Below are 19,695 nucleotides of genomic sequence, written 5' to 3'. Positions count from 1 at the left end.
GTGACGCCGCCAGGGTAACTGGTACCGGATACTGGGGCGCATGGCTTACGACGATCTTCGCTCCCTGCTCAGGGCCTTGGAACGCGAGGGAGACCTCAAGCGCATCAAGGCGGAAGTCGATCCCCACCTAGAGGTCGGGGAGATCGTCGACAGGGTGAACAAAGCGGGCGGACCAGCGCTGCTCTTCGAGAACGTGCGCGGTTCGTCGATGCCGCTCGCGATGAATGTCTTCGGAACCGACCGCCGACTGCTCAAGGCGCTGGGGCTGAAGTCGTACACCGAGATCAGCGACAAGATCGGTGGTCTGCTCAAGCCCGAACTCCCGCACGGTTTCGTCGGGGTGCGCGAGGCGTTCGGCAAGCTCGGCTCGATGGTCCACGTACCACCGAAGAAGGTGAAGGACGCCCCCGTACAGGAGGTGGTCCTGCGCGGGGACGACGTCGACCTCGACCAGTTGCCCGCGCTGTTCACCTGGCCCAAGGACGGCGGTTCCTTCTTCAACCTGGGGCTCACCCACACCAAGGACCCGGAGTCCGGGGTGCGCAACCTCGGCCTCTACCGGCTCCAGCGGCACGACCGCAACACCATCGGGATGCACTGGCAGATCCACAAGGACAGCCGCAACCACTACCAGGTCGCGGCGCGTCGCGGCGAGCGACTGCCGGTCGCGATCGCCTTCGGCGCGCCCCCTGCCGTGACGTACGCCTCCACCGCGCCGCTGCCCGGCGACATCGACGAGTACCTGTTCGCCGGCTTCATCCAGGGCAAGCGGATCGAGATGGTCGACTGCAAGACGGTGCCGCTCCAGGTCCCGGCCCAGGCCGAAGTGGTCCTGGAGGGCTGGTTGGAGCCGGGGGAGATGCTTCCCGAGGGCCCGTTCGGCGACCACACGGGCTTCTACACCCCGCAGGAGCCCTTCCCGGCGCTGAAGATCGACTGCATCACCATGCGGCAGCGCCCGCTGCTCCAGTCGATCGTCGTGGGCCGCCCGCCGACGGAGGACGGTCCGCTGGGCCGTGCCACGGAACGCTTCTTCCTGCCCCTGCTCAAGATCATCGTTCCGGACATCGTGGACTACCACCTCCCCGAGTCCGGCGGCTTCCACAACTGCGCGATCGTCTCGATCGACAAGAAGTACCCGAAGCACGCCCAGAAGGTGATGAGCGCCATCTGGGGCGCCCACATGATGTCGCTGACCAAGCTGATCGTGGTGGTGGACTCGGACTGCGATGTCCACGATCTGCACGAGGTCTCCTGGCGCGCACTCGGGAACACGGACTATGCCCGTGACCTGACCGTCGCCGAAGGACCCGTGGACCATCTGGACCACGCCTCCTACCAGCAGTTCTGGGGCGGCAAGGCGGGCATCGACGCAACGAAGAAGTGGCCTGAGGAGGGATACCTCCGCGACGGTGGCTGGCCCGACATGGTCGAGTCCGACCCGTCGACGGCGGCCCTGGTCGACCGCCGCTGGAAGGAGTACGGGCTGTGACCGCATCGGCGGCTGCGGTCCCGGGCCCGAGCCGGACCAAGGGCTTCCTGCGGTTGGTGATGATCGAGCACTCGGTCTTCGCGCTGCCGTTCGCGTACATCGCCGCGCTGACCGCGATGTTCCTCCAGGACGCCGGCTCCATCGACTGGGTGACCCTGCTGCTCGTCACCGTCGCCATGGTGGGTCTGCGGACCTTCGCCATGGCGTGCAACCGGATCATCGACCGTGAGATCGACGCCCGGAACCCGCGCACGGCAAACCGTGAACTGGTCACGGGAGCGGTGAGCGTGCGGTCCGCGTGGACGGGCGCACTGATCGCGGTCGTGGTCTTCCTCGGGGCGGCGGCCCTGCTCAACCCGCTCTGTCTGGCACTGGCGCCGATCGCGGTCGTCCCGATGGTGATCTATCCGTACGGCAAGCGCTTCACCAACTTCCCGCACGCGATTCTGGGCCTCGCCCAGGCCATGGGGCCCATCGGCGCCTGGCTCGCGGTCACGGGGGAGTGGTCCTGGGACGCGGTGATCCTCGGGCTCGCGGTCGGCATCTGGATCGGCGGCTTCGACCTGATCTTCGCCACCCAGGACGTGGAGTCGGACCGCGAACAGGGGGTGCTGTCCGTCCCCGCCCGCTTCGGCGTCCCGGCCGCGCTGCACGGCGCCCGCGCCTGCCACCTCGTCACCACGGCCCTGCTGGTCTGGTACGCGCTGGCGACGGACGCGGGAGCGTTCTTCTGGGTCGGACTGGTGATCGTGGCGGCGGCGTTCGCGTACGAGCACTCGATCGTGCGCCCGCACGATCTGTCCCGGCTGAACCGGGCGTTCTTCACCGTCAACGGGTTCATCGGGATTGCCCTGTTCGTGTGCGCCCTGCTGGACCTGGTGGTGCGGGGTCTGACGGTGTGACGGTCTGACCACGGGCCCCGGCCGGGCCGGCCGGCGCAGGAGGAGGACGCCGGCACGACCCCCGCACCCCGCCGGATAGGCTCCCCGTGTGGAGCCAGCACAGAACGAACCCCGCCGACCCTGGATCGTCGGTGTCTCCGGCGCGTCCGGGACGCCCTACGCAGCCGCCGTGCTGCGGGGGCTCATCGACGCCGGTGAGAGCGTGGATCTGGTGGTCTCGCGTGCCTCCCGGCTCACCCTGCTCGACGAGACGGGGATCTCCTTCCGGGACGCCCACTGGCGCGACGACCTGCGCGAGTGGCTCGGCCGGGGCGCGGACGGCAAGCCGGACACCTTCCGGGTCGACCTCGACGACGTACGCCACTGGGCCGCGGGTGACCTCGCTGCCGGGCCGTCGTCCGGGTCGTACCCCACCAAGGGGATGCTGATCGTGCCCGCTTCCACGGCCGCCGTCGCCGGGGTCGCCCTCGGCCTCTCCAAGGACCTCCTCCAGCGTTCCGCGAGCGTCGTGCTCAAGGAACGGCGTCCGCTGGTCGTCGCCGTGCGGGAGACCCCCCTCAACGGGCAGACGCTGCGGCACCTGGTGCGCCTGGATGACGCGGGGGCGGTGGTGCTGCCCGCATCGCCCGCCTTCTACGCGGGCGCGACCCACATCCAGGACCTGGTGGACTTCGTCGCCGGGCGGGTGCTGGACGCGGCAGGGGTGGAGCACCGGCTCTACCGCCGTTGGAAGGGTGAGCTGGGCGGCGCTCGTACCGACTGACTCCCCTCCAAAAAGATCACTGCTGGATTCTCGGGACGCTAGGCAGGGCTCTGGGCCCTGCACCCCCTGAAGGTTCTAAGACAAGGGAAGGTCCAGGTACATGGACGCGGTGGACAGGCAGCTCATCCAGGCCCTCCGGGAGAACGGCAGGGCCTCCTACGCAGAGCTGGGACGGCTGGTGGGCCTCTCCGGCCCCAGCGTCACCGACCGGATCAACCGCCTTGAGGCGGCAGGCGTCATCACCGGCTACCGCGCCACCGTCGATGCGGCATCGCTCGGTCTCGGGGTGACCGCGCTGATCGGGATCTCGCTGTCGGACGCCGCCGACCACGAGGACGTGGCCCGAAGACTGCGGGACCTCGCCGAGATCGAGGACTGCTGGTTCATCGCCGGCGACGACTCCTACATGCTCAAGGTGCGCGTCGGCGATGTGGACGGGTTGGAGAAGACCATCCGCAGACTCAGCGGCACCCGGGGCGTCTCCCGCACCCGCACCACCATCGTCCTCTCCACGAAGTGGGAGAACAGGGTGGGTGACCTCCCCGAACAGGAGTGACCACTGCCGCAGGGGGCATCCCCGGCCGGCCGGGTACGGGGGAGTACGGTGGGGGAGCCCGATTTGGTAGACACATGGGAGGCGGGCGCATGGACGCTGGGCTCAAGCGCGAGCTGGAGGAGAAGGTCAGGGCCGGTGAGCGGCTGACCCGCGAAGACGGCATCGCCCTCTACGACTCGGACGACCTGGCGTGGCTCGGCGGTCTGGCCCACGAGGTGCGCACCCGTAAGAACGGCGATGTCGTCCACTTCAACGTCAATCGCCACCTCAACATGACCAATGTGTGCACCGCCTCGTGCGCGTACTGCTCGTTCCAGCGCAAGCCGGGCGAGAAGGACGCGTACACGATGCGCATCGAGGAGGCCGTTCGCCTCGCCAAGGCGATGGAGAACGAGAACCTCACCGAGCTCCACATCGTGAACGGGCTCCATCCCAATCTGCCGTGGCGCTACTACCCGCGCTCGCTCAGCGCACTGAAGGAAGCCCTGCCGAACGTCTCGCTGAAGGCGTTCACCGCCACCGAGATCCACCACTTCGAGACGATCTCGGGCATGTCGGCCTCCGACATCCTCGACGAGTTGATCGAGGCCGGTCTTGAGTCGTTGACGGGTGGTGGCGCGGAGATCTTCGACTGGGAGATCCGTCAGCACATCGTCGACCACAAGACCCACTGGGAGGACTGGTCGCGCATCCACCGCCTCGCGCACAGCAAGGGCCTCAAGACCCCGAGCACCATGCTGTACGGGCACATCGAGGAGCCGCGGCACCGGGTCGACCACGTACTGCGGCTGCGTGAGCTCCAGGACGAGACGGGCGGGTTCCAGGTCTTCATCCCGCTGCGCTACCAGCACGACTTCGTCGACATGAAGGACGGCAAGGTCCGCAACAAGCTCCAGGCGCGCACCACCATGGCGACCGGGGCGGAGGCGCTGAAGACGTTCGCGGTCTCCCGACTGCTGTTCGACAATGTTCCGCACGTCAAGGTCTTCTGGGTGATGCACGGGGTGCAGACCGCTCAACTGGCGCTCCAGCACGGCGCGGACGACATGGACGGCTCGGTCGTCGAGTACAAGATCACGCACGACGCGGACAACTACGGAACGCCGAACAAGCTGACCCGTGACGATCTGCTCGACCTGATCCGGGACGCCGGGTTCCGCCCGGTCGAACGCAACACCCGTTACGAGATCATCCGTGAGTACCCGGGACCGGAGGCCGACCGGCGCGAGTCGCCGCAGCCCATGCGCGTCTGACTCCCGACAGAGCGATCGAGAGCTTCACCGCACCGATGAACGACACACCTCTGACGCACACCAACGACACACCTCTGACGTACACCCTGGACCCGGTGGTCGACCCGGCGCTCCGGGACGGGGTCCTGCGTCTGTGGGCCGATGTGACCAACGCGGGTGGCGCGGTCGGCTTTGTGCCGCCCGTCACCCCCGAGGCGATCCGGCCGGAGCTGCTGAAGTCGCTGGTGTCGGTGGCGGAGGGGCGCACTCGACTGCTGGTGGGTCGCGGCGCGGATGGTGAGGTCTTGGCCACCGCCTTCCTCACGTACAACACGCATCGACTGATGACCCACTGGTTGTGGCTCTACACGGTGATGGTCCACCCGCGGTTGCAGGGCGCGGGCCATGGCCGTGAGCTGATGGCGGCGGTGGCCGACGCGGCCCGCGGTCTCGACGGCATCGAGGCGATACGGCTCGGCTGCCGCGGCGGGATGGGCATCGAACGGTTCTACGCCTCGTGCGGCTACAAGGAAGTGGGCCGGGTGCCGGGAGCGATCCGGGTGGCGCCGGGCGACGACCGCGACGACATCACGATGCTCCTGCCGCTGTACTGATCGAAAACCGAGCGTGCTTCACTGGTTTGGCACGATCTGTCGTAACGAGGAGAGAAGGCCAGCCGTGTCAGCCAAGTCGAGCGCTGCGATCAAGTACACCGGTATGCGCTTCGCCGTCTTCGTCGGTTGCTTTGCGGTGGTCGCGGGCCTGGTCCACTTCGGGGTGCTGCCCAAGGGTCTCGGTGACTCGAACTTCGTCTGGGTCGTTCTGCTGGCCCTGGTGATCTCGGCGCCGTTGAGCTTCGTCCTGCTCCGCAAGCAGCGCGATGCGATGTCCGCGCAGATCGTCGGCAAGGTCGACGAGACGAAGGCCCGCCTGGAAGCCAACCGCACTCGGGAAGACGGCGTGACCCTCTAGTACCGGGTCCATCCGCCTTCCCTCACCAAGGGGCGCGACGACGACCACGGCCATGGGGGCTCACCGCGTCCTTCGGTGCGGTGGTCCCGCAGGCTCGTGGTCCGGCTGTGCCGTGGTCCCGCCCCCTTGAGATTGCCTATGGCATGCATCACACGCCCCGGTGCGCAGCGATCCGCGCCGGGGCTTCGTCGTGCCGCGATCTTCCGTGGCGCGCAGGGGAGTTGGACGATTCCCTTGCATGTATCGGCCATGGAGAGATCCCAAAGAACGTCTTTGAGGTACTCAAAGTTCCGGTGTTAACGTGTTCGGCATGACGACACCAGTGCGCTTCAACGATGCCGCGAGCCCCCCGCTCGTGGCGCGCCTGCATGTCGATCTCTGCCGCTGTATGTCGGCGGTCTGTCGCCGCTCGGTCTGACCCCGGCATCCTGGTGGAGCCCGCCCCTCGCGCACGGGCGCCCCGCACCCCTTTTCGTACGTCCCCTTCCTCTCCCCTGCCACAGGAGTGTGTCCGTGTCCGCGAACACCGCCACGACCACCCCCGGAAAGCCCTCGGGCTCCGGATTCCGCATACCCAAGGTCCCGTTCTGGGCCCAGATCGTCGCCGGTCTGGTCCTGGGCGTCCTGCTCGGCTGGCTCGCCAGGGGCCAGGACATCGGCTGGCTCAAGGACACCCTGGAGCAGGTCGGCGGAATCTTCGTCCGGCTCCTGAAGCTGGCCGTCGCCCCGCTCGTCTTCTTCGCGATCCTGGTGTCGATCACCAATCTGCGGAAGGTCAACAACGCCGCCCGGCTGGCGGGTCAGACCCTCCTCTGGTTCATGATCACTTCATTGATCGCGGTCGCCATCGGCATCGCCATCGGTCTGATCACCAACCCGGGGGCCGGCACCGGGCTCACGCCCAAGGACGGCAAGGCGCCGGAGAACACGGGCAGCTGGATCGACTTCCTCACCGGAATCATCCCGACGGACGTCATCACGCCCTTCACCGAGCTGAACGTCCTCCAGATCGTCTTTATGTCCGCCGTCGCCGGCATCGCCGCGCTGGCGCTCGGGGAGAAGGCCAAGCCGATCCTCACGCTCAGCGAAGCCGTGCTGGAACTGCTCCAGAAGGCCCTGTGGTGGGTCATCCGCCTCGCCCCGCTGGGCACCGTCGGTCTGATCGGTTTCGCCATCGCCGACTACGGCTGGAACCTGATCAGCAAGTACGCGACCTTCACCGCCGACGTCTACATCGGTTGCGCCCTGGTCCTCTTCGGCGTCTACCCGTTGCTGCTGGCGACCGTCGCCAAGGTCAACCCGGTGCACTTCTTCCGGGGCGCCTGGCCCGCGATCCAGCTCGCCTTCGTCTCCCGTTCCTCGGTGGGCACGATGCCCGTCACCCAGCGCGTCACCGAGCGCCTGGGAGTGCCGAAGGAGTACACGTCCTTCGCGGTTCCCTTCGGCGCCACGACCAAGATGGACGGTTGCGCCGCGATCTACCCGGCGCTGGCGGCGATCTTCATCGCGCAGATCTTCGACGTCCAGCTCGGCATCCAGGACTATCTGCTGATCGCGTTCGTCTCGGTCGTCGGTTCGGCCGCGACGGCGGGCCTCACCGGCGCGACGGTCATGCTCACCCTGACCCTCTCCACCTTGGGGCTGCCCCTGGAGGGCGTCGGTCTGCTGCTGGCGATCGACCCGATCCTGGACATGATCCGTACGGCGACCAATGTGGCGGGCCAGGCCCTGGTCCCGGTCATCGTCGCCTCCCGCGAGAAGATCCTCGACCACGACGCGTACACCTCGGCCACCTCGTCGCCGATCGACGAGGACGAGAGCGCTGCATCGGAGCGCAAGGCGGCCGTCCCGGTCCCCGCCTGACCTTGTCACCAGCGTGAAGCGCCCTGCCGCAGTTCTGCGGCAGGGCGCTTTCGCATGTGCCGGGACGGGATCGGCGGCGGTCCTGATGTTCGCCTTTCGGTGATTCTCAGGCCACAAACAGGCAGAAAGGACAGCAACATGTTCGGGTCAAGGCGGTATATGGCCCTCTTTCTGTCGTGTCGGCGGTACGCGTCCGTAAAGAGGGCCTTCGCGTCTTCTGGTGTGCTCCCTGCCACGTAGGCTTACCGCGCAGTGGGGAGCAGGGGGAGGGGAGTTCTCACGATGAGCGCTGTCGAGAGCGTGAAGGGCAAGCGACTGCCGCGGGCCGTGCGCGAAGAACAGATGATGAACGCGGCGGTGCGGACCTTCGCGCGGCGTGGCTACCGGGCGGCATCCATGGATGAGATCGCCCAGTTGGCGGGGGTTTCCAAGCCGCTCGTCTATCTGTATCTGAATTCGAAGGACCAACTGTTCACCGCCTGCATCCGTCGAGAGGCCCAGGCGCTGCTCGCAGCCGTCCAGTCGGCGATCCAGCCGGGACTGCCCGCTGATCGGCAACTGTGGGCAGGGCTCACCGCCTTCTTCGCGTACACCGTCGACCATCCCGACGGCTGGGCGGTGCTGCACCGCCAGGCGCGCACCCACGGTGAGCCGTTCGCTCGGGAGGTCGCCGCGATGCGCGATGAGATCGTCGCCTTCGTGGCCGTACTGATCCAGGCCGCGGCGACCGAGGCCGGTGAGGCCAGGCCCGAACCGGAGCTGGCCGAACGGGACATGGCCGCCCTGGCGCAGGCGCTGGTGGGGGCGGCCGAGTCACTGGCCGGTTGGATGAACGACACCGGGACCATCACGGTCAAGGAGGCGTCGGCGACGCTGATGAACTTCGCCTGGGTGGGGCTGGGGCAGTTGTTGGAGGGGGAGCGCTGGTCGGCACGGGATGCGCAGGGCTCGGCAGCCGTGCCGGTCTGCGGGGCCTGACCTCGTAGCCCGCCGCTTCTTCGGTCCGGCGCTCGCTGGTGCTCGGGTCGTTCTCGGGGCGTCCGGCCGGGTGCCAGGGCGTGGGGCGGGACATCGTCTGGGGCGGGCGGGCATCAGGGGGAGCGAGGGCTCCTGCCGGGGGTCCTGTAGGGGGCTGTCGGCCCGGCTGGTCAGCCGGGCCCGACGCATGGGCCGCGGGGCTCTCGTCCCTGCACAGCCGTGTCGGGCCGTCTTGTGGATGTGGGGCCGGGGTGAACTGCTGCCCGGCGGCTCCCACACAGAGGGGCTCATGTGTCGCCCCCGGACTGTCCGCTCGCCCTCCTCAGAACAGGCAAATAGCTACATAGCCCAATAAACTCCCCGTCTGTCGTCTGTGGAGCAGCCCTCCGCAGCATGCGTTGGACGACGGACGGGAGCGAGACATGCAGCCGAAGCGGCTCCGGACCGCCCGGTACGAGCCGGATCGCCCCTGGCCGACGGCCAACCTTCGGTGCGACACATGACCGTCGCCCCGAACACGCCGATCGACCCCGCGCCCCTCCGCGGCGCCATCGCACACCCCGCGCTCTTCACCGGTGGACCCGCAGCCCCGCCCCGGACCCTCCTGGACGTCTTCGACGAGACCGTCCGCCGTCACCCCGATGGGCTCGCCATCGACGACGGTGTGGAGCGGTTGACCTACCGGACCCTGCGGGCACGGGTGCACGCACTGGGCCGACGGCTCGCCGCCATCGGGGTCGGCCGAGGAGACCGGGTCGGCGTCCGCGCACCCTCCGGCACGGCCGATCTGTATGTCTCGATCCTCGGCGTGCTCGCGGCGGGCGCCGCCTATGTGCCGGTCGACGCCGAAGACCCCCCGGAACGTGCCGCCCTGGTGTTCACCGAGGCGCGGGTGAAGGCGGTGATCGGAGCGGAGCGGACGATTGAGCCCCGGCCGTCGGACGCAGTGGTGGCGGACGCGGGGGCGGCCGATGCCGACGCGTGTGTACCGGCCCATGCGCCCGCTACCCACGGGAACGGGCCGCGCCCCTGTCCCGAGGACGACGCATGGATCATCTTCACCTCGGGCTCGACCGGTCGCCCCAAGGGCGTCGCCGTCTCCCACCGCTGCGCCGCCGCCCTGGTCGACGCCGAAGCCGGACTCTTCCTGCGCCGGGCGCCACTCGGCCCCGGTGACCGGGTGCTCGCCGGTCTCTCCGTGGCCTTCGACGCCTCCTGCGAGGAGATGTGGCTGGCCTGGCGGCACGGCGCCTGTCTGGTGCCCGCGCCGCGCTCCCTGGTGCGCGCCGGAGTGGACCTCGGACCGTGGCTGGCGCGGCAGCGGATCACCGTCGTCTCCACCGTGCCCACGCTCGCAGCGCTCTGGCCCGTGGAGGCGCTCGACGAGGTACGGCTATTGATCTTCGGCGGTGAGGCGTGCCCTCCCGAGCTCGCCCGGCGGATGGCCGTGTCCGGCCGGGAGGTCTGGAACACCTACGGCCCCACCGAGACCACCGTCGTCGCCTGTGCCGCCCGGCTGACCGGCGAGGGCCCGGTTCGCATCGGACTGCCGCTCGACGGCTGGACCCTGGCCGTCGTCGATCCGTCGGGTGCACCGGTCCCGATGGGCGGGAGCGGGGAACTCGTCATCGGCGGGGTGGGCCTCGCCCGCTATCTGGACCCGGTGAAGACCGCCGAGAAGTACGCCCCGCTGGCCGCACTGGGCTGGCCGCGCGCCTACCGCAGCGGTGATCTGGTGCGTGCCGACGAACTCGGCCTGATCTTCCTGGGGCGGGCGGACGACCAGGTCAAGTTGGGAGGGCGGCGGATCGAACTCGGTGAGATCGACGCGGCGCTGCGAGCCCTGCCCGGGGTGTCGGCGGCTGCCGCGGCACTGCGTACGACGGAGTCGGGGCACCCGGTGCTGGTCGGATATCTGGTGCCGAAGGCGTCCCGCACCGCCACCACCACCGCCACCACCGCCACGACCGCCGCCACCGCTGGAACTGCTGGAGCTGCGGGAACTGTCCCCTTCGACCGCACCGCCGCCCTGGACCACCTCCGGGCCGTCCTTCCCGCGCCGCTGGTGCCCCTCCTCGCCGTCGTGGACGACCTTCCCGTACGCACCTCAGGCAAGGTGGACCGGGACGCCCTGCCCTGGCCCCTGACCATTGCCGACCGGCCGACCGCAGGGTCGCAGCCGGCCGCAGTGACCCCCGTACCCCTCACCCCCGCCGAGGCATGGCTCGCCGCACACTGGTCCGAACTCCTCGGCACTCCGGTCACCGACCCCGAAGCCGACTTCTTCGCCCACGGCGGCGGCAGCCTCGCCGCAGCCCAACTCGTCTCGCGGATCCGGGAGCGCTACGGCACCGGGTCGGTCGCCGATGTCTACCGCCGTCCCCGACTGCACGACCTCGCCCTGACGCTGGGACCGGCGGACGCCATCGGACCGGAGCGCAGACGGGTACGTGCCGTCCCGCGCCGTGCGCAGGCCGTGCAGCTCGCCCTGCTCCTACCGCTGTACACGGTGGCCGGCCTGCGCTGGAGCGTCATCGCCGCCGCCGTGGGCCGGCTGCTGGGCTTCGGACCCGCCGTCTCCTGGTGGTGGATCGGGCTCGGGTGGCTGGCGTTCCTCAGCCCGCCCGGGCGGATCGCTATCGCGGCCGGAGGCGCCCGGCTGCTGCTGCGCGGGCTGCGCCCGGGCGCCCATGCCCGCGGCGGACCGGCCCATCTGCGGCTGTGGACGGCGGACCGGCTGGCCGAGATGAGCGGTGCGGTCCATCTCACCGGGCCCTGGCTCATCGTGTACGCCCGCGCCCTGGGCGCCCGGATCTCCGCGGACGTCGACCTCCATGCACTGCCGCCCGTGACCGGGTGGCTTCGGCTCGGCCGTGGCTGTGCCGTCGAACCCGAGGCCGATCTCTCCGGGTACTGGATCGATGGCGACCAGTTGCGGATCGGGCCGGTTCGGGTCGGTGCCGAGGCCGTCGTCGGAGCCCGCGCCACGCTGTTTCCGGGCGCCCGGATCGGCAAGCGGGCGAGGGTCGCTCCGGGGGCGGTGGTGACCGGGGCCGTGCCCGCGGGCGAGCGCTGGTCGGGGGCGCCCGCCACCCGTGCCGGCCGGGCCCGACGCACCGGAGGGCCCCGCCCGGAGCGCCGCCGCCGCTGGAGCGCTGCCTACGCCCTCGCTTCGCTGCTCCTCTCGCTGCTACCTGCGGTGGCGGTCGTGCCGGGACTGCTGGTGGTGAGGGCGTTCATGAACGGCACTGGTGGCATGAACAGCACAGACGGCATGAACGGCACGGACGGCATGAACAGCACTGATGGCAGGAACAGCACGGACGGCAGGAACAGCACGGACGGCATGCTCGGCCTCGGCGATGTGCTCGGAGCCTTCGCCGCACTGCCGCTCGCGACCGTCACCGTCGTGGTCGCGTACGCCTTCCTGACGTGGGTGGGCGTCCGGGTGCTCGGTCTCGGGCTGTGCGCGGGCAGCCATCCCCTGCACGGCCGGGTCGCCTGGCAGACCTGGGTGACCGAGCGGCTGATGGACATGGCCCGCACCCACCTCCAGCCGCTGTACGCCAGTCTGTTGACACCGGTGTGGCTGCGGGCGCTCGGGATGCGGATGGGGCGCGGGGTCGAGGCGTCCACCGTGTTGGCGGTACCGGCGATGACCTCGGTCGGCGACGGGGCGTTCCTCGCCGATGACACGATGGTCGGCCCGTACGAACTGGGCGGTGGGCGGCTGCGCATCGCCGCCGTCCGGATCGGCAAGCGGGCCTTCCTCGGCAACTCGGGGATGACCGCCGCCGGCCGTCGAGTGCCCAAGCGCGGTCTGGTCGGTGTGCTGTCGGCGGCGCCGAAGCGGGCCAAGGCGGGCAGTTCCTGGCTGGGCCTGCCACCGATGAAGCTGACGCGCCCCCCGACCGCGGCGGACGAGGCCCGCACCTTTTCCCCGCCGCGGCGGCTGAGATGGGCACGTGGGGCCGTCGAGCTTTGCAGAATCGTTCCGCTGATGTGCGGGGCGGCCCTTGCGCTCGCCTGGATCGTCGCGTTCTGCGCCCTGGCCGCACGACTGGGGCCACCCCTTGCGGTGCTCCTCGGCGGAGTGCTGCTCCTGATCTGCGGAGCAATCGCCGCCCTGCTCGCGATCGCCGCGAAATGGCTGCTGGTGGGCCGATTCACCCCGGGCGGACACCCCTTGTGGTCCGCGTTCGTCTGGCGCGACGAGTTGGCCGACTCCTTCGTGGAGAGCCTGGCGGTGCCCTGGCTCGTGGGTTCGCTCTCCGGTACCCCGCTCATGCCGCTGTGGCTGCGCTGTCTGGGAGCACGGCTGGGGCGCGGGGTCTGGTGCGAGACGTACTGGTTGCCCGAGCCGGACCTGGTCCGGGTGGGGGAGGGCGCCAGCATCAACCGCGGATGCGTCGTGCAGACCCACCTCTTCCACGACCGGATCATGCGTCTGGACGCCATTGCGCTCGAAGCGGGCACGACCCTCGGCCCGCACGTCATCGTCCTTCCGGGAGCGGTGATCGGACGGCGGGCGGTGATCGGCCCCGGGTCGCTGGTGATGAGCGGTGAACGGGTCCCGGCGCACAGCACCTGGCTGGGCAACCCCATCGCCGTCTGGAAGCGCGAGACCCCGGCGCCCACCACCGCCGCACCGGCGTCCCGACCGGGCGCGCTCCCCGCACCGACACCGGGCGGCGGCCCATGAACCGCGGGGGTCCCTCGCTGCCGGACGGTGACTCCGGCCGGGGCGCCGAGACGGCCGAAGTGCCCCGGCACGGTGACTACCTGCCCCAGTACGGCGATCGCCGCTTCCGTGCCCTGGCCTATGACCTGGCCCTGAACTGCGTTCCGCACACCGGTCGCATCACGGCCCGGGCCACCGTCAGCGCCGTCGCCCGGGAGCCGCTGCCCGAGATCGTCCTCAACCTCGGCCGCTTCCGCATCAGCAAGGTCCTCCTCGACGGCGCCAACCCGGGCCGCTACACCCACCGCGGGGACAAGCTGCGTATCCGCCCACCGCGCCCGCTTCCCGTGGGCACTCCGTTCACGGTGGAGGTCCGCTACGCCGGCGTACCCCGCCCCATCCGGAGCAGACAGTGGGGCGAACTGGGCTGGGAGCAGTTGGCCGAAGGGTCGCTGGTCGCCTCCCAGCCCCACGGCGCCCACTCCTGGTACCCGTGCAACGACCGGCCCGCCGACAAGGCGCGCTACCGGATCGCGATCACCGCACCCACCCCGTACGCGGTGGTCGCGAACGGCCGGCTCGTCTCCCGTACGGTCAGTGCGTCCACCACGACCTGGGTGTACGACCAGCCGGCTCCCATGGCCGCCTATCTGGCGACGGTGCAGATCGGGCCCTACGCCCTGGTCGCCCTGGCGGGGCCGGGGGCGGTGCCCCAACGGGCGGCCGTGCCCCCGGCGCTGCTCGGCGGCCGGTTCGAGCATGACTTCGCCCGACAGCCGCAGATGATGGAGCTGTTCCAGGACTTCTTCGGGCCCTACCCCTTCGACGAGTACGCCGTGGTGGTGACCCCCGATGAACTGGAGGTGCCGGTCGAGGCGCAGGGACTGTCCGTGTTCGGTGCGAACCACATCGACGGCCGGCGCGGTAGCGAGCGGTTGATCGCCCATGAGTTGGCGCACCAGTGGTTCGGCAACAGCCTCACGGCAGCGGACTGGCGGCACATCTGGCTCCACGAGGGCTTCGCCAAGTACGCGGAGTGGCTCTGGTCCGAGTTGTCGGGCGGCCCGGGCGCGGCGGTGCTGGCCGACAGGGCGCGCGGCCGACTGGCCCTGATGCCCCGGGACATCCTGATCGCCGACCCCGGACCGGAGCGTCTCTTCGACGAGCGCGTCTACGAACGGGGTGCGCTCACCTTGCACGCCCTGCGCACCCTGCTGGGCCTGGAGGCGTTCGGCGCGCTCCTGCGCGAGTGGACGACTGAGCACCGCCACGGCTCGGTGAGGACCGACCAGTTCCTGGCCCTCGCGGAACGGGGCTCCCCCCGTTCGCTGGACCGGTTCTTCCGAGCCTGGTTGTACGAGAGGGAATTGCCCGAGTTGCCCGATCAGCCGTCCTGACAATCCCGCGGGGCCCGGCCCATGAGTGCCGTATTCATCCCGCGGTGTGCCCCGCGCCGGGGCCACTCGGCCGGACTGTCGCGGGAAAGGCAGGAGCCCCGTTCCTGAAAAGGACGGAGCTCCTTGGGTACTGCTATTTAAGTCGGTTACGCGATCGCCAACCCGGACCCAATTAGGCCGGGGTGACGTTCTCCGCCTGCGGGCCCTTCGGGCCCTGGGTGACGTCGAAGTTCACGACCTGGTTCTCCTCAAGCGAGCGGAAACCAGACGCGTTGATCGCGGAGTAGTGGACGAAGACATCCGGGCCGCCGCCGTCCTGGGCGATGAAGCCGAAGCCCTTTTCAGCGTTGAACCACTTGACGGTTCCGGTAGCCATAAGCCCTCCTTGGGCCAAAGGGTTGCCCTGCTCCAGAACCTGCAAACAAGTCTGAAAACTACAAAAGCCTGCGGGTCACATGCTCCGCAGGCTCTGTACTGCAAGGGAAACCAAACTGCAACTTGCGTCGAGCCTAGCACGCACTGTGTTCGCAGCGGTAGAGGTAAAGATCACTTCACTCGGACGCTTGACTCGTTCCTCCGTACGCTGACGAACCGCAGCTCAACCGGTGCTTATGGCCCCCGGCGCCGGCCTGTGGCGCGACCCGCGCACGGCCCCGCGTACCCGGAGCGGCCCCACCGGACTAGCCTCACCTTGTGGACAGTCTCGGAGAAACCCCAGCAACCGACCACCCGCGCAGCCGGCCCCGGGTCGGACATATCCAGTTCCTCAACTGTCTCCCCCTCTACTGGGGGCTGGCCCGTACCGGAACGCTTCTTGACCTGGAGTTGACGAAGGACTCCCCGGAGAAGCTCAGCGAGCGGCTGGTGGCCGGTGAACTCGATATCGCGCCGATCACTCTGGTGGAGTTTCTGCGCAATGCCGATCAGCTGGTGGCATTTCCTGATCTGGCGGTCGGATGCCATGGCCCGGTGATGTCCTGTGTGATCGTCTCCCAGGTTCCCTTGGAGGATCTGCACAAAGCGCCCGTTGCACTCGGCTCCACATCGCGCACTTCGGTACGACTGGCACAACTGCTTCTTGCCGAACAGTTCAAGGTGGAACCGGACTATTTCACCTGCCCGCCCGATCTCGGTCTGATGATGCAAGAAGCACAGGCAGCCGTGTTGATCGGCGATGCCGCCCTGCGGGCTTCCCTGCACGACGCGCCGCGGCTCGGGCTCAAGGTCCATGACCTCGGTCAGATGTGGAAGGCGTGGACCGGGCTGCCCTTCGTCTTCGCCGTCTGGGCGGTGCGCAAGGAGTACCTGGCGCGTCACCCCGATCTGGTGCACGAGGTGCACGAGGCGTTCCTCACCTCGCGTGACGTCTCGCTCGAAGAGGTGGTCAAGGTGTCGGAGCAGGCGGCCCGTTGGGAGAGCTTCGACGCGGAGCTGCTGGAACGATACTTCCGGACGCTGGACTTCCGTTTCGGTCCGGAGCAACTCGCCGGTGTACAGGAGTTCGCGCGCCGCATCGGGACGACCACCGGCTTCGCACCGGACGTCCGGGTGGAGCTGCTGACCCGCTGAGAACCGTCTGCCCGCTCACCGGGGCCGTGGACCCGAGCCAGAGCGGGAACCCCCGCCCCGACCCCATCCACCGCCGAACCGCCGGACAATCCCCTGGGACCGTGCCCTTGGCGCCCCTACCCTGAATGCGGCAGAGGCGGACAGGTCGGCCGACCGGGGGAGTTCACAGATGCAGCCGCTCGATCCAGGGGACCCGCACACGATCGGCCCCTACCGGCTGCTCGGCCGGCTCGGCGCGGGCGGCATGGGACGCGTCTACCTCGGGCGCAGCTCAGGCGGTCGCACCGTCGCCGTCAAGGTCGTCCACCCCCACTTCGCGCTCGACGAGGAGTTCCGCGCCCGCTTCCGCCGCGAAGTCGCATCGGCGCGACGCGTCGGCGGCCAGTGGACCGCCCCCGTGCTCGAGGCCGACCCCGAAGCGGCCGTGCCCTGGGTCGCCACCGGATATGTCGCAGGCCCGGCACTCTCCCGGGCGGTCACCGATCATGGACCGCTGCCCGGCCCCGCGGTGCGCGCGCTCGGCGCCGGTCTCGCGGAGGCGCTCACCGCCGTACACGCCCTGGAGTTGGTCCACCGCGATGTGAAGCCGTCCAATGTGCTGCTCGCCCTCGACGGGCCACGGCTGATCGACTTCGGGATCGCCCGGGTCACGGACGGCACCGCCTCCCTCACCTCCACCGGCGTCTCCGTCGGCTCGCCCGGCTACATGTCCCCCGAGCAGATCCTGGGCAAGGGCATCACCGGCGCGGCCGATGTCTTCTCGCTGGGCGCGGTCCTCGCGTACGCGGCGACGGGCTCGGCCCCGTTCAGCGGTGACTCATCCGCCACCCTCCTGTACAAGGTGGTGCACGAGGAGCCGGAGCTCGACGGTCTCGACGGCCCGCTGAAGGAACTGGTCGCCGGCTGTCTCGCCAAGAACCCCCTCGCCCGCCCCTCCACCGCCGAGGTCGCCCGGCTGCTGGCGCCGGACGGCGCCGCAGTCCTGATCACCGGCGGATGGCTACCGGGCGCCCTGGTGGAGCAGGTCAGCCGCGCCGCGGTGGAACTGCTCGGTCTGGAACCCGCCGAACCGGCACCGGGACCGGCCGGATCGCTGTCCGGGCCGGTGGCCTTCAGCAGCCCGTCCGTGCGCGGAGCCGAGGCGGTTGCGCAAGGCGCGGCCGACCCCCGCCAGCAGGGCGGAGCACCCGGGGTCGGGAGCGCGGGTCCCGTGGGCACCGCGCACGCGCCGGCAGCCGCAACGACCGGCTTCGGCCCGCCGATCGAACCCGTGCACCCCTTCCCCCCGGCCTTCGGCGCCGCCCAGCAGACGCCCCCACCGGTCGGGCCCACGGCCCCGGCCACCGACGGCACCTCGCCGACCCGCCCCCGCCGCAAGATCAGCTGCACCCTCACCCTCACCCTGGCCGCGGCACTGGCCGGCGTCACCTTCGGCGTCGGCTTCCTCGCCGACCTCTGGCCCTCCGACGGCTCCGACAAGGACGAGGGCCCGTCCTCGGATGTCGCCGCCCGCCCGACCACACCGAGCAGCCCGCCCCCCACCGCGCCCGGCGCCCGGGGCGACGCCGTACCGCCCGCGTTCATCGGCACCTGGAAGGGGCCGTTCACCATCAGCCTGGCGGGTGCCGAACTCAAGGCCGGCACCTTCACCGTCGTGCTCCACCAGGGCAAGCAGGGCGCTCGGATAGGGACCGCGGCCCAGTACGACGCCCTCGGCAACCTCACCTGCACCGACAACCTCGTCCTGCGCCGGGCCACCACCACCGAACTGGTCACCGACGGCACTTCCAACGGCGAGGCGGGCAACAAGTGCACCCCCGGCGCCCACAAGGTCACGCTGAAACGGGCCGGCGAAACGCTGCGCTACACCTCGGACGAACCCCGCGCCGGCGACCCCCGCGCCACCCTGGAGCGCACCACCGACTGATCCGCTTGGGGGGGCGCGTGCGACCGGCCATGGTCCGTGCCGGGCCCTGACGTAGGCTGGACCGGCCCGCAGAACGTCCGACGGAGCCTTGCCCGAGGCTCTGGAGAACCACCGAAAGGTGACACCCGGTGACCGAGAAGGCCGACCTTCAGTCCGTGCTGGACCGCGCTGCCGAGGGCGGGCGAATCACCCCCGAAGAGGCGCTCGACCTCTACCGCTCCGCCCCGCTGCACGCACTGGGCAGCGCGGCCGACGCCGTGCGCCGCCGCCGCTACGCGGGCACCGAGCACATCGCGACGTACATCATCGAACGCAACATCAACTACACCAACGTCTGCGTCACCGCCTGCAAGTTCTGCGCCTTCTACGCCGCCCCGAAGGACACCAAGAAGAGCTGGACCCGCGATCTCGACGACATCCTGCGGCGCTGCGCCGAGACCGTCGAACTCGGCGGCACCCAGATCATGTTCCAGGGCGGACACCACCCCGACTTCGGTGTGGAGTACTACGAGGAGCACTTCGCGGCGATCAAGTCGGCCTTCCCCCAATTGGTGATCCACTCCCTCGGGGCCTCCGAGGTCGAGCACATGGCGAAGATCTCCGGGGTCTCGGTCGAAGAGGCCATCCAGCGCATCCACACCGCGGGCCTCGACTCCTTCGCCGGCGCGGGCGCCGAACTGCTGCCCGCCCGCCCGCGCAAGGCCATCGCCCCGCTCAAGGAGTCCGGCGAACGCTGGCTGGAGATCATGGAGACCGCACACGGGCTGGGCGTCGAGTCGACGTCCACGATGCTGATGGGCACCGGCGAGACCAACGCCGAGCGCATCGAGCACCTTCGGATGATCCGTGAGACGCAGGACCGGACGGGCGGCTTCCGGGCCTTCATCCCGTACACCTACCAGCCCGAGAACAACCGTCTGAAGGGGCAGACCCAGGCGACGCTCTTCGAGTACCTGCGGATGATCGCCATCGCCCGGCTGTTCTTCGACAACGTGGCCCACATCCAGGGCTCCTGGCTGACCACCGGCAAGGAGGTCGGCCAGTTGTCGCTGCACTACGGTGCCGACGACCTCGGTTCGATCATGCTGGAGGAGAACGTGGTCTCCTCGGCGGGCGCCAAGCACCGCTCCAACCGGCAGGAGATCATCGACCTGATCCGCAAGTCGGGTCGGGTGCCGGCGCAGCGGGCCACCACGTACGAGCACCTCGTGGTCCACGACGACCCGGCGAACGACCCCGTCGACGAGCGGGTCGTCTCGCACATCTCCTCGACCGCCATCGAGGGCGGCACCGCCCATCCGGAGCTCAAGCTCCTGAACGCCAACTGATCTCGACGTGCTGACGACCCGCGCGGCGGACGCCC

Annotated in this window: 15 protein-coding genes; 14 read left to right on the top strand and 1 reads right to left on the bottom strand. The window is 69.7% G+C overall.

What is annotated here, in order from left to right; translation table 11 throughout:
- Window positions 1–40: 40 nt before the first annotated feature.
- The 11 genes from ACFXJL_RS29630 (at window position 41) to ACFXJL_RS29580 (ending at window position 14,836) form a co-directional block, all read left to right on the top strand.
- Complete coding sequence (locus tag ACFXJL_RS29630; RefSeq protein WP_384697379.1) at window positions 41–1,492, top strand: menaquinone biosynthesis decarboxylase; 1,452 nt, start codon at window positions 41–43, stop codon at window positions 1,490–1,492.
- Window positions 1,489–2,394 (top strand): menaquinone biosynthesis prenyltransferase MqnP, encoded by a 906-nt coding sequence (gene mqnP, locus ACFXJL_RS29625; RefSeq protein WP_358880204.1) that lies wholly within the window; start codon window positions 1,489–1,491, stop codon window positions 2,392–2,394. Before ACFXJL_RS29630 ends, mqnP begins: the two co-directional genes overlap by 4 nt.
- An 88-nt stretch (window positions 2,395–2,482) precedes the next feature.
- Window positions 2,483–3,157: a UbiX family flavin prenyltransferase gene (locus tag ACFXJL_RS29620; protein ID WP_329021976.1), complete on the top strand. Its 675-nt coding sequence runs from the start codon at window positions 2,483–2,485 to the stop codon at window positions 3,155–3,157.
- Between the two features lie 100 nt (window positions 3,158–3,257).
- Complete coding sequence (locus tag ACFXJL_RS29615; protein WP_329021978.1) at window positions 3,258–3,713, top strand: Lrp/AsnC family transcriptional regulator; 456 nt, start codon at window positions 3,258–3,260, stop codon at window positions 3,711–3,713.
- Between the two features lie 89 nt (window positions 3,714–3,802).
- On the top strand, window positions 3,803–4,966 hold the full coding sequence (gene mqnE, locus ACFXJL_RS29610; RefSeq protein WP_329021980.1) for an aminofutalosine synthase MqnE: 1,164 nt from the start codon (window positions 3,803–3,805) through the stop codon (window positions 4,964–4,966).
- A gap of 35 nt (window positions 4,967–5,001) precedes the next feature.
- Entirely contained in the window at window positions 5,002–5,559 is a 558-nt protein-coding gene (locus ACFXJL_RS29605) for a GNAT family N-acetyltransferase (RefSeq protein ID WP_384697372.1), read from the top strand.
- A 103-nt stretch (window positions 5,560–5,662) separates the two neighbouring features.
- Window positions 5,663–5,917 carry a DUF4229 domain-containing protein gene (locus ACFXJL_RS29600; RefSeq protein ID WP_358880240.1) on the top strand — a complete coding sequence of 85 codons (255 nt, stop codon included), beginning with the start codon at window positions 5,663–5,665 and terminating at the stop codon, window positions 5,915–5,917.
- Window positions 5,918–6,430: 513 nt separating this feature from the next.
- Entirely contained in the window at window positions 6,431–7,780 is a 1,350-nt protein-coding gene (locus ACFXJL_RS29595; RefSeq protein ID WP_358880202.1) for a dicarboxylate/amino acid:cation symporter, read from the top strand.
- 282 nt (window positions 7,781–8,062) lie between these two features.
- On the top strand, window positions 8,063–8,758 hold the full coding sequence (locus ACFXJL_RS29590; protein ID WP_358880201.1) for a TetR/AcrR family transcriptional regulator: 696 nt from the start codon (window positions 8,063–8,065) through the stop codon (window positions 8,756–8,758).
- Window positions 8,759–9,257: 499 nt separating this feature from the next.
- Complete coding sequence (locus ACFXJL_RS29585; RefSeq protein WP_384697368.1) at window positions 9,258–13,460, top strand: Pls/PosA family non-ribosomal peptide synthetase; 4,203 nt, start codon at window positions 9,258–9,260, stop codon at window positions 13,458–13,460.
- Window positions 13,457–14,836, top strand: a complete 1,380-nt coding sequence (locus ACFXJL_RS29580) for a M1 family metallopeptidase (protein WP_384697365.1) — start codon at window positions 13,457–13,459, stop codon at window positions 14,834–14,836. Before ACFXJL_RS29585 ends, ACFXJL_RS29580 begins: the two co-directional genes overlap by 4 nt.
- Before the next feature lie 172 nt (window positions 14,837–15,008).
- Here the strand turns inward: ACFXJL_RS29580 and ACFXJL_RS29575 are convergent, their stop codons facing one another.
- Window positions 15,009–15,212: a cold-shock protein gene (locus ACFXJL_RS29575; RefSeq protein WP_003967102.1), complete on the bottom strand. Its 204-nt coding sequence runs from the start codon at window positions 15,210–15,212 to the stop codon at window positions 15,009–15,011.
- A 317-nt stretch (window positions 15,213–15,529) separates the two neighbouring features.
- Here ACFXJL_RS29575 and ACFXJL_RS29570 point away from each other — a divergent pair, with 317 nt between their 5' ends.
- The 3 genes from ACFXJL_RS29570 (at window position 15,530) to mqnC (ending at window position 19,660) form a co-directional block, all read left to right on the top strand.
- The gene (locus ACFXJL_RS29570) at window positions 15,530–16,405 is read left to right on the top strand and encodes a menaquinone biosynthetic enzyme MqnA/MqnD family protein (RefSeq protein WP_384641874.1); all 876 of its coding nucleotides are present in this window, start codon (window positions 15,530–15,532) and stop codon (window positions 16,403–16,405) included.
- 169 nt (window positions 16,406–16,574) lie between these two features.
- Entirely contained in the window at window positions 16,575–18,332 is a 1,758-nt protein-coding gene (locus ACFXJL_RS29565; protein WP_384697362.1) for a protein kinase, read from the top strand.
- A gap of 128 nt (window positions 18,333–18,460) precedes the next feature.
- Window positions 18,461–19,660: a cyclic dehypoxanthinyl futalosine synthase gene (gene mqnC, locus ACFXJL_RS29560; RefSeq protein WP_358880196.1), complete on the top strand. Its 1,200-nt coding sequence runs from the start codon at window positions 18,461–18,463 to the stop codon at window positions 19,658–19,660.
- Window positions 19,661–19,695: the final 35 nt, after the last annotated feature.

The sequence above is a fragment of the Streptomyces sp. NPDC059256 genome (assembly GCF_042753785.1).
Taxonomy (GTDB): domain Bacteria; phylum Actinomycetota; class Actinomycetes; order Streptomycetales; family Streptomycetaceae; genus Streptomyces.
This window is presented reverse-complemented; position numbering and strand designations above follow the sequence as displayed.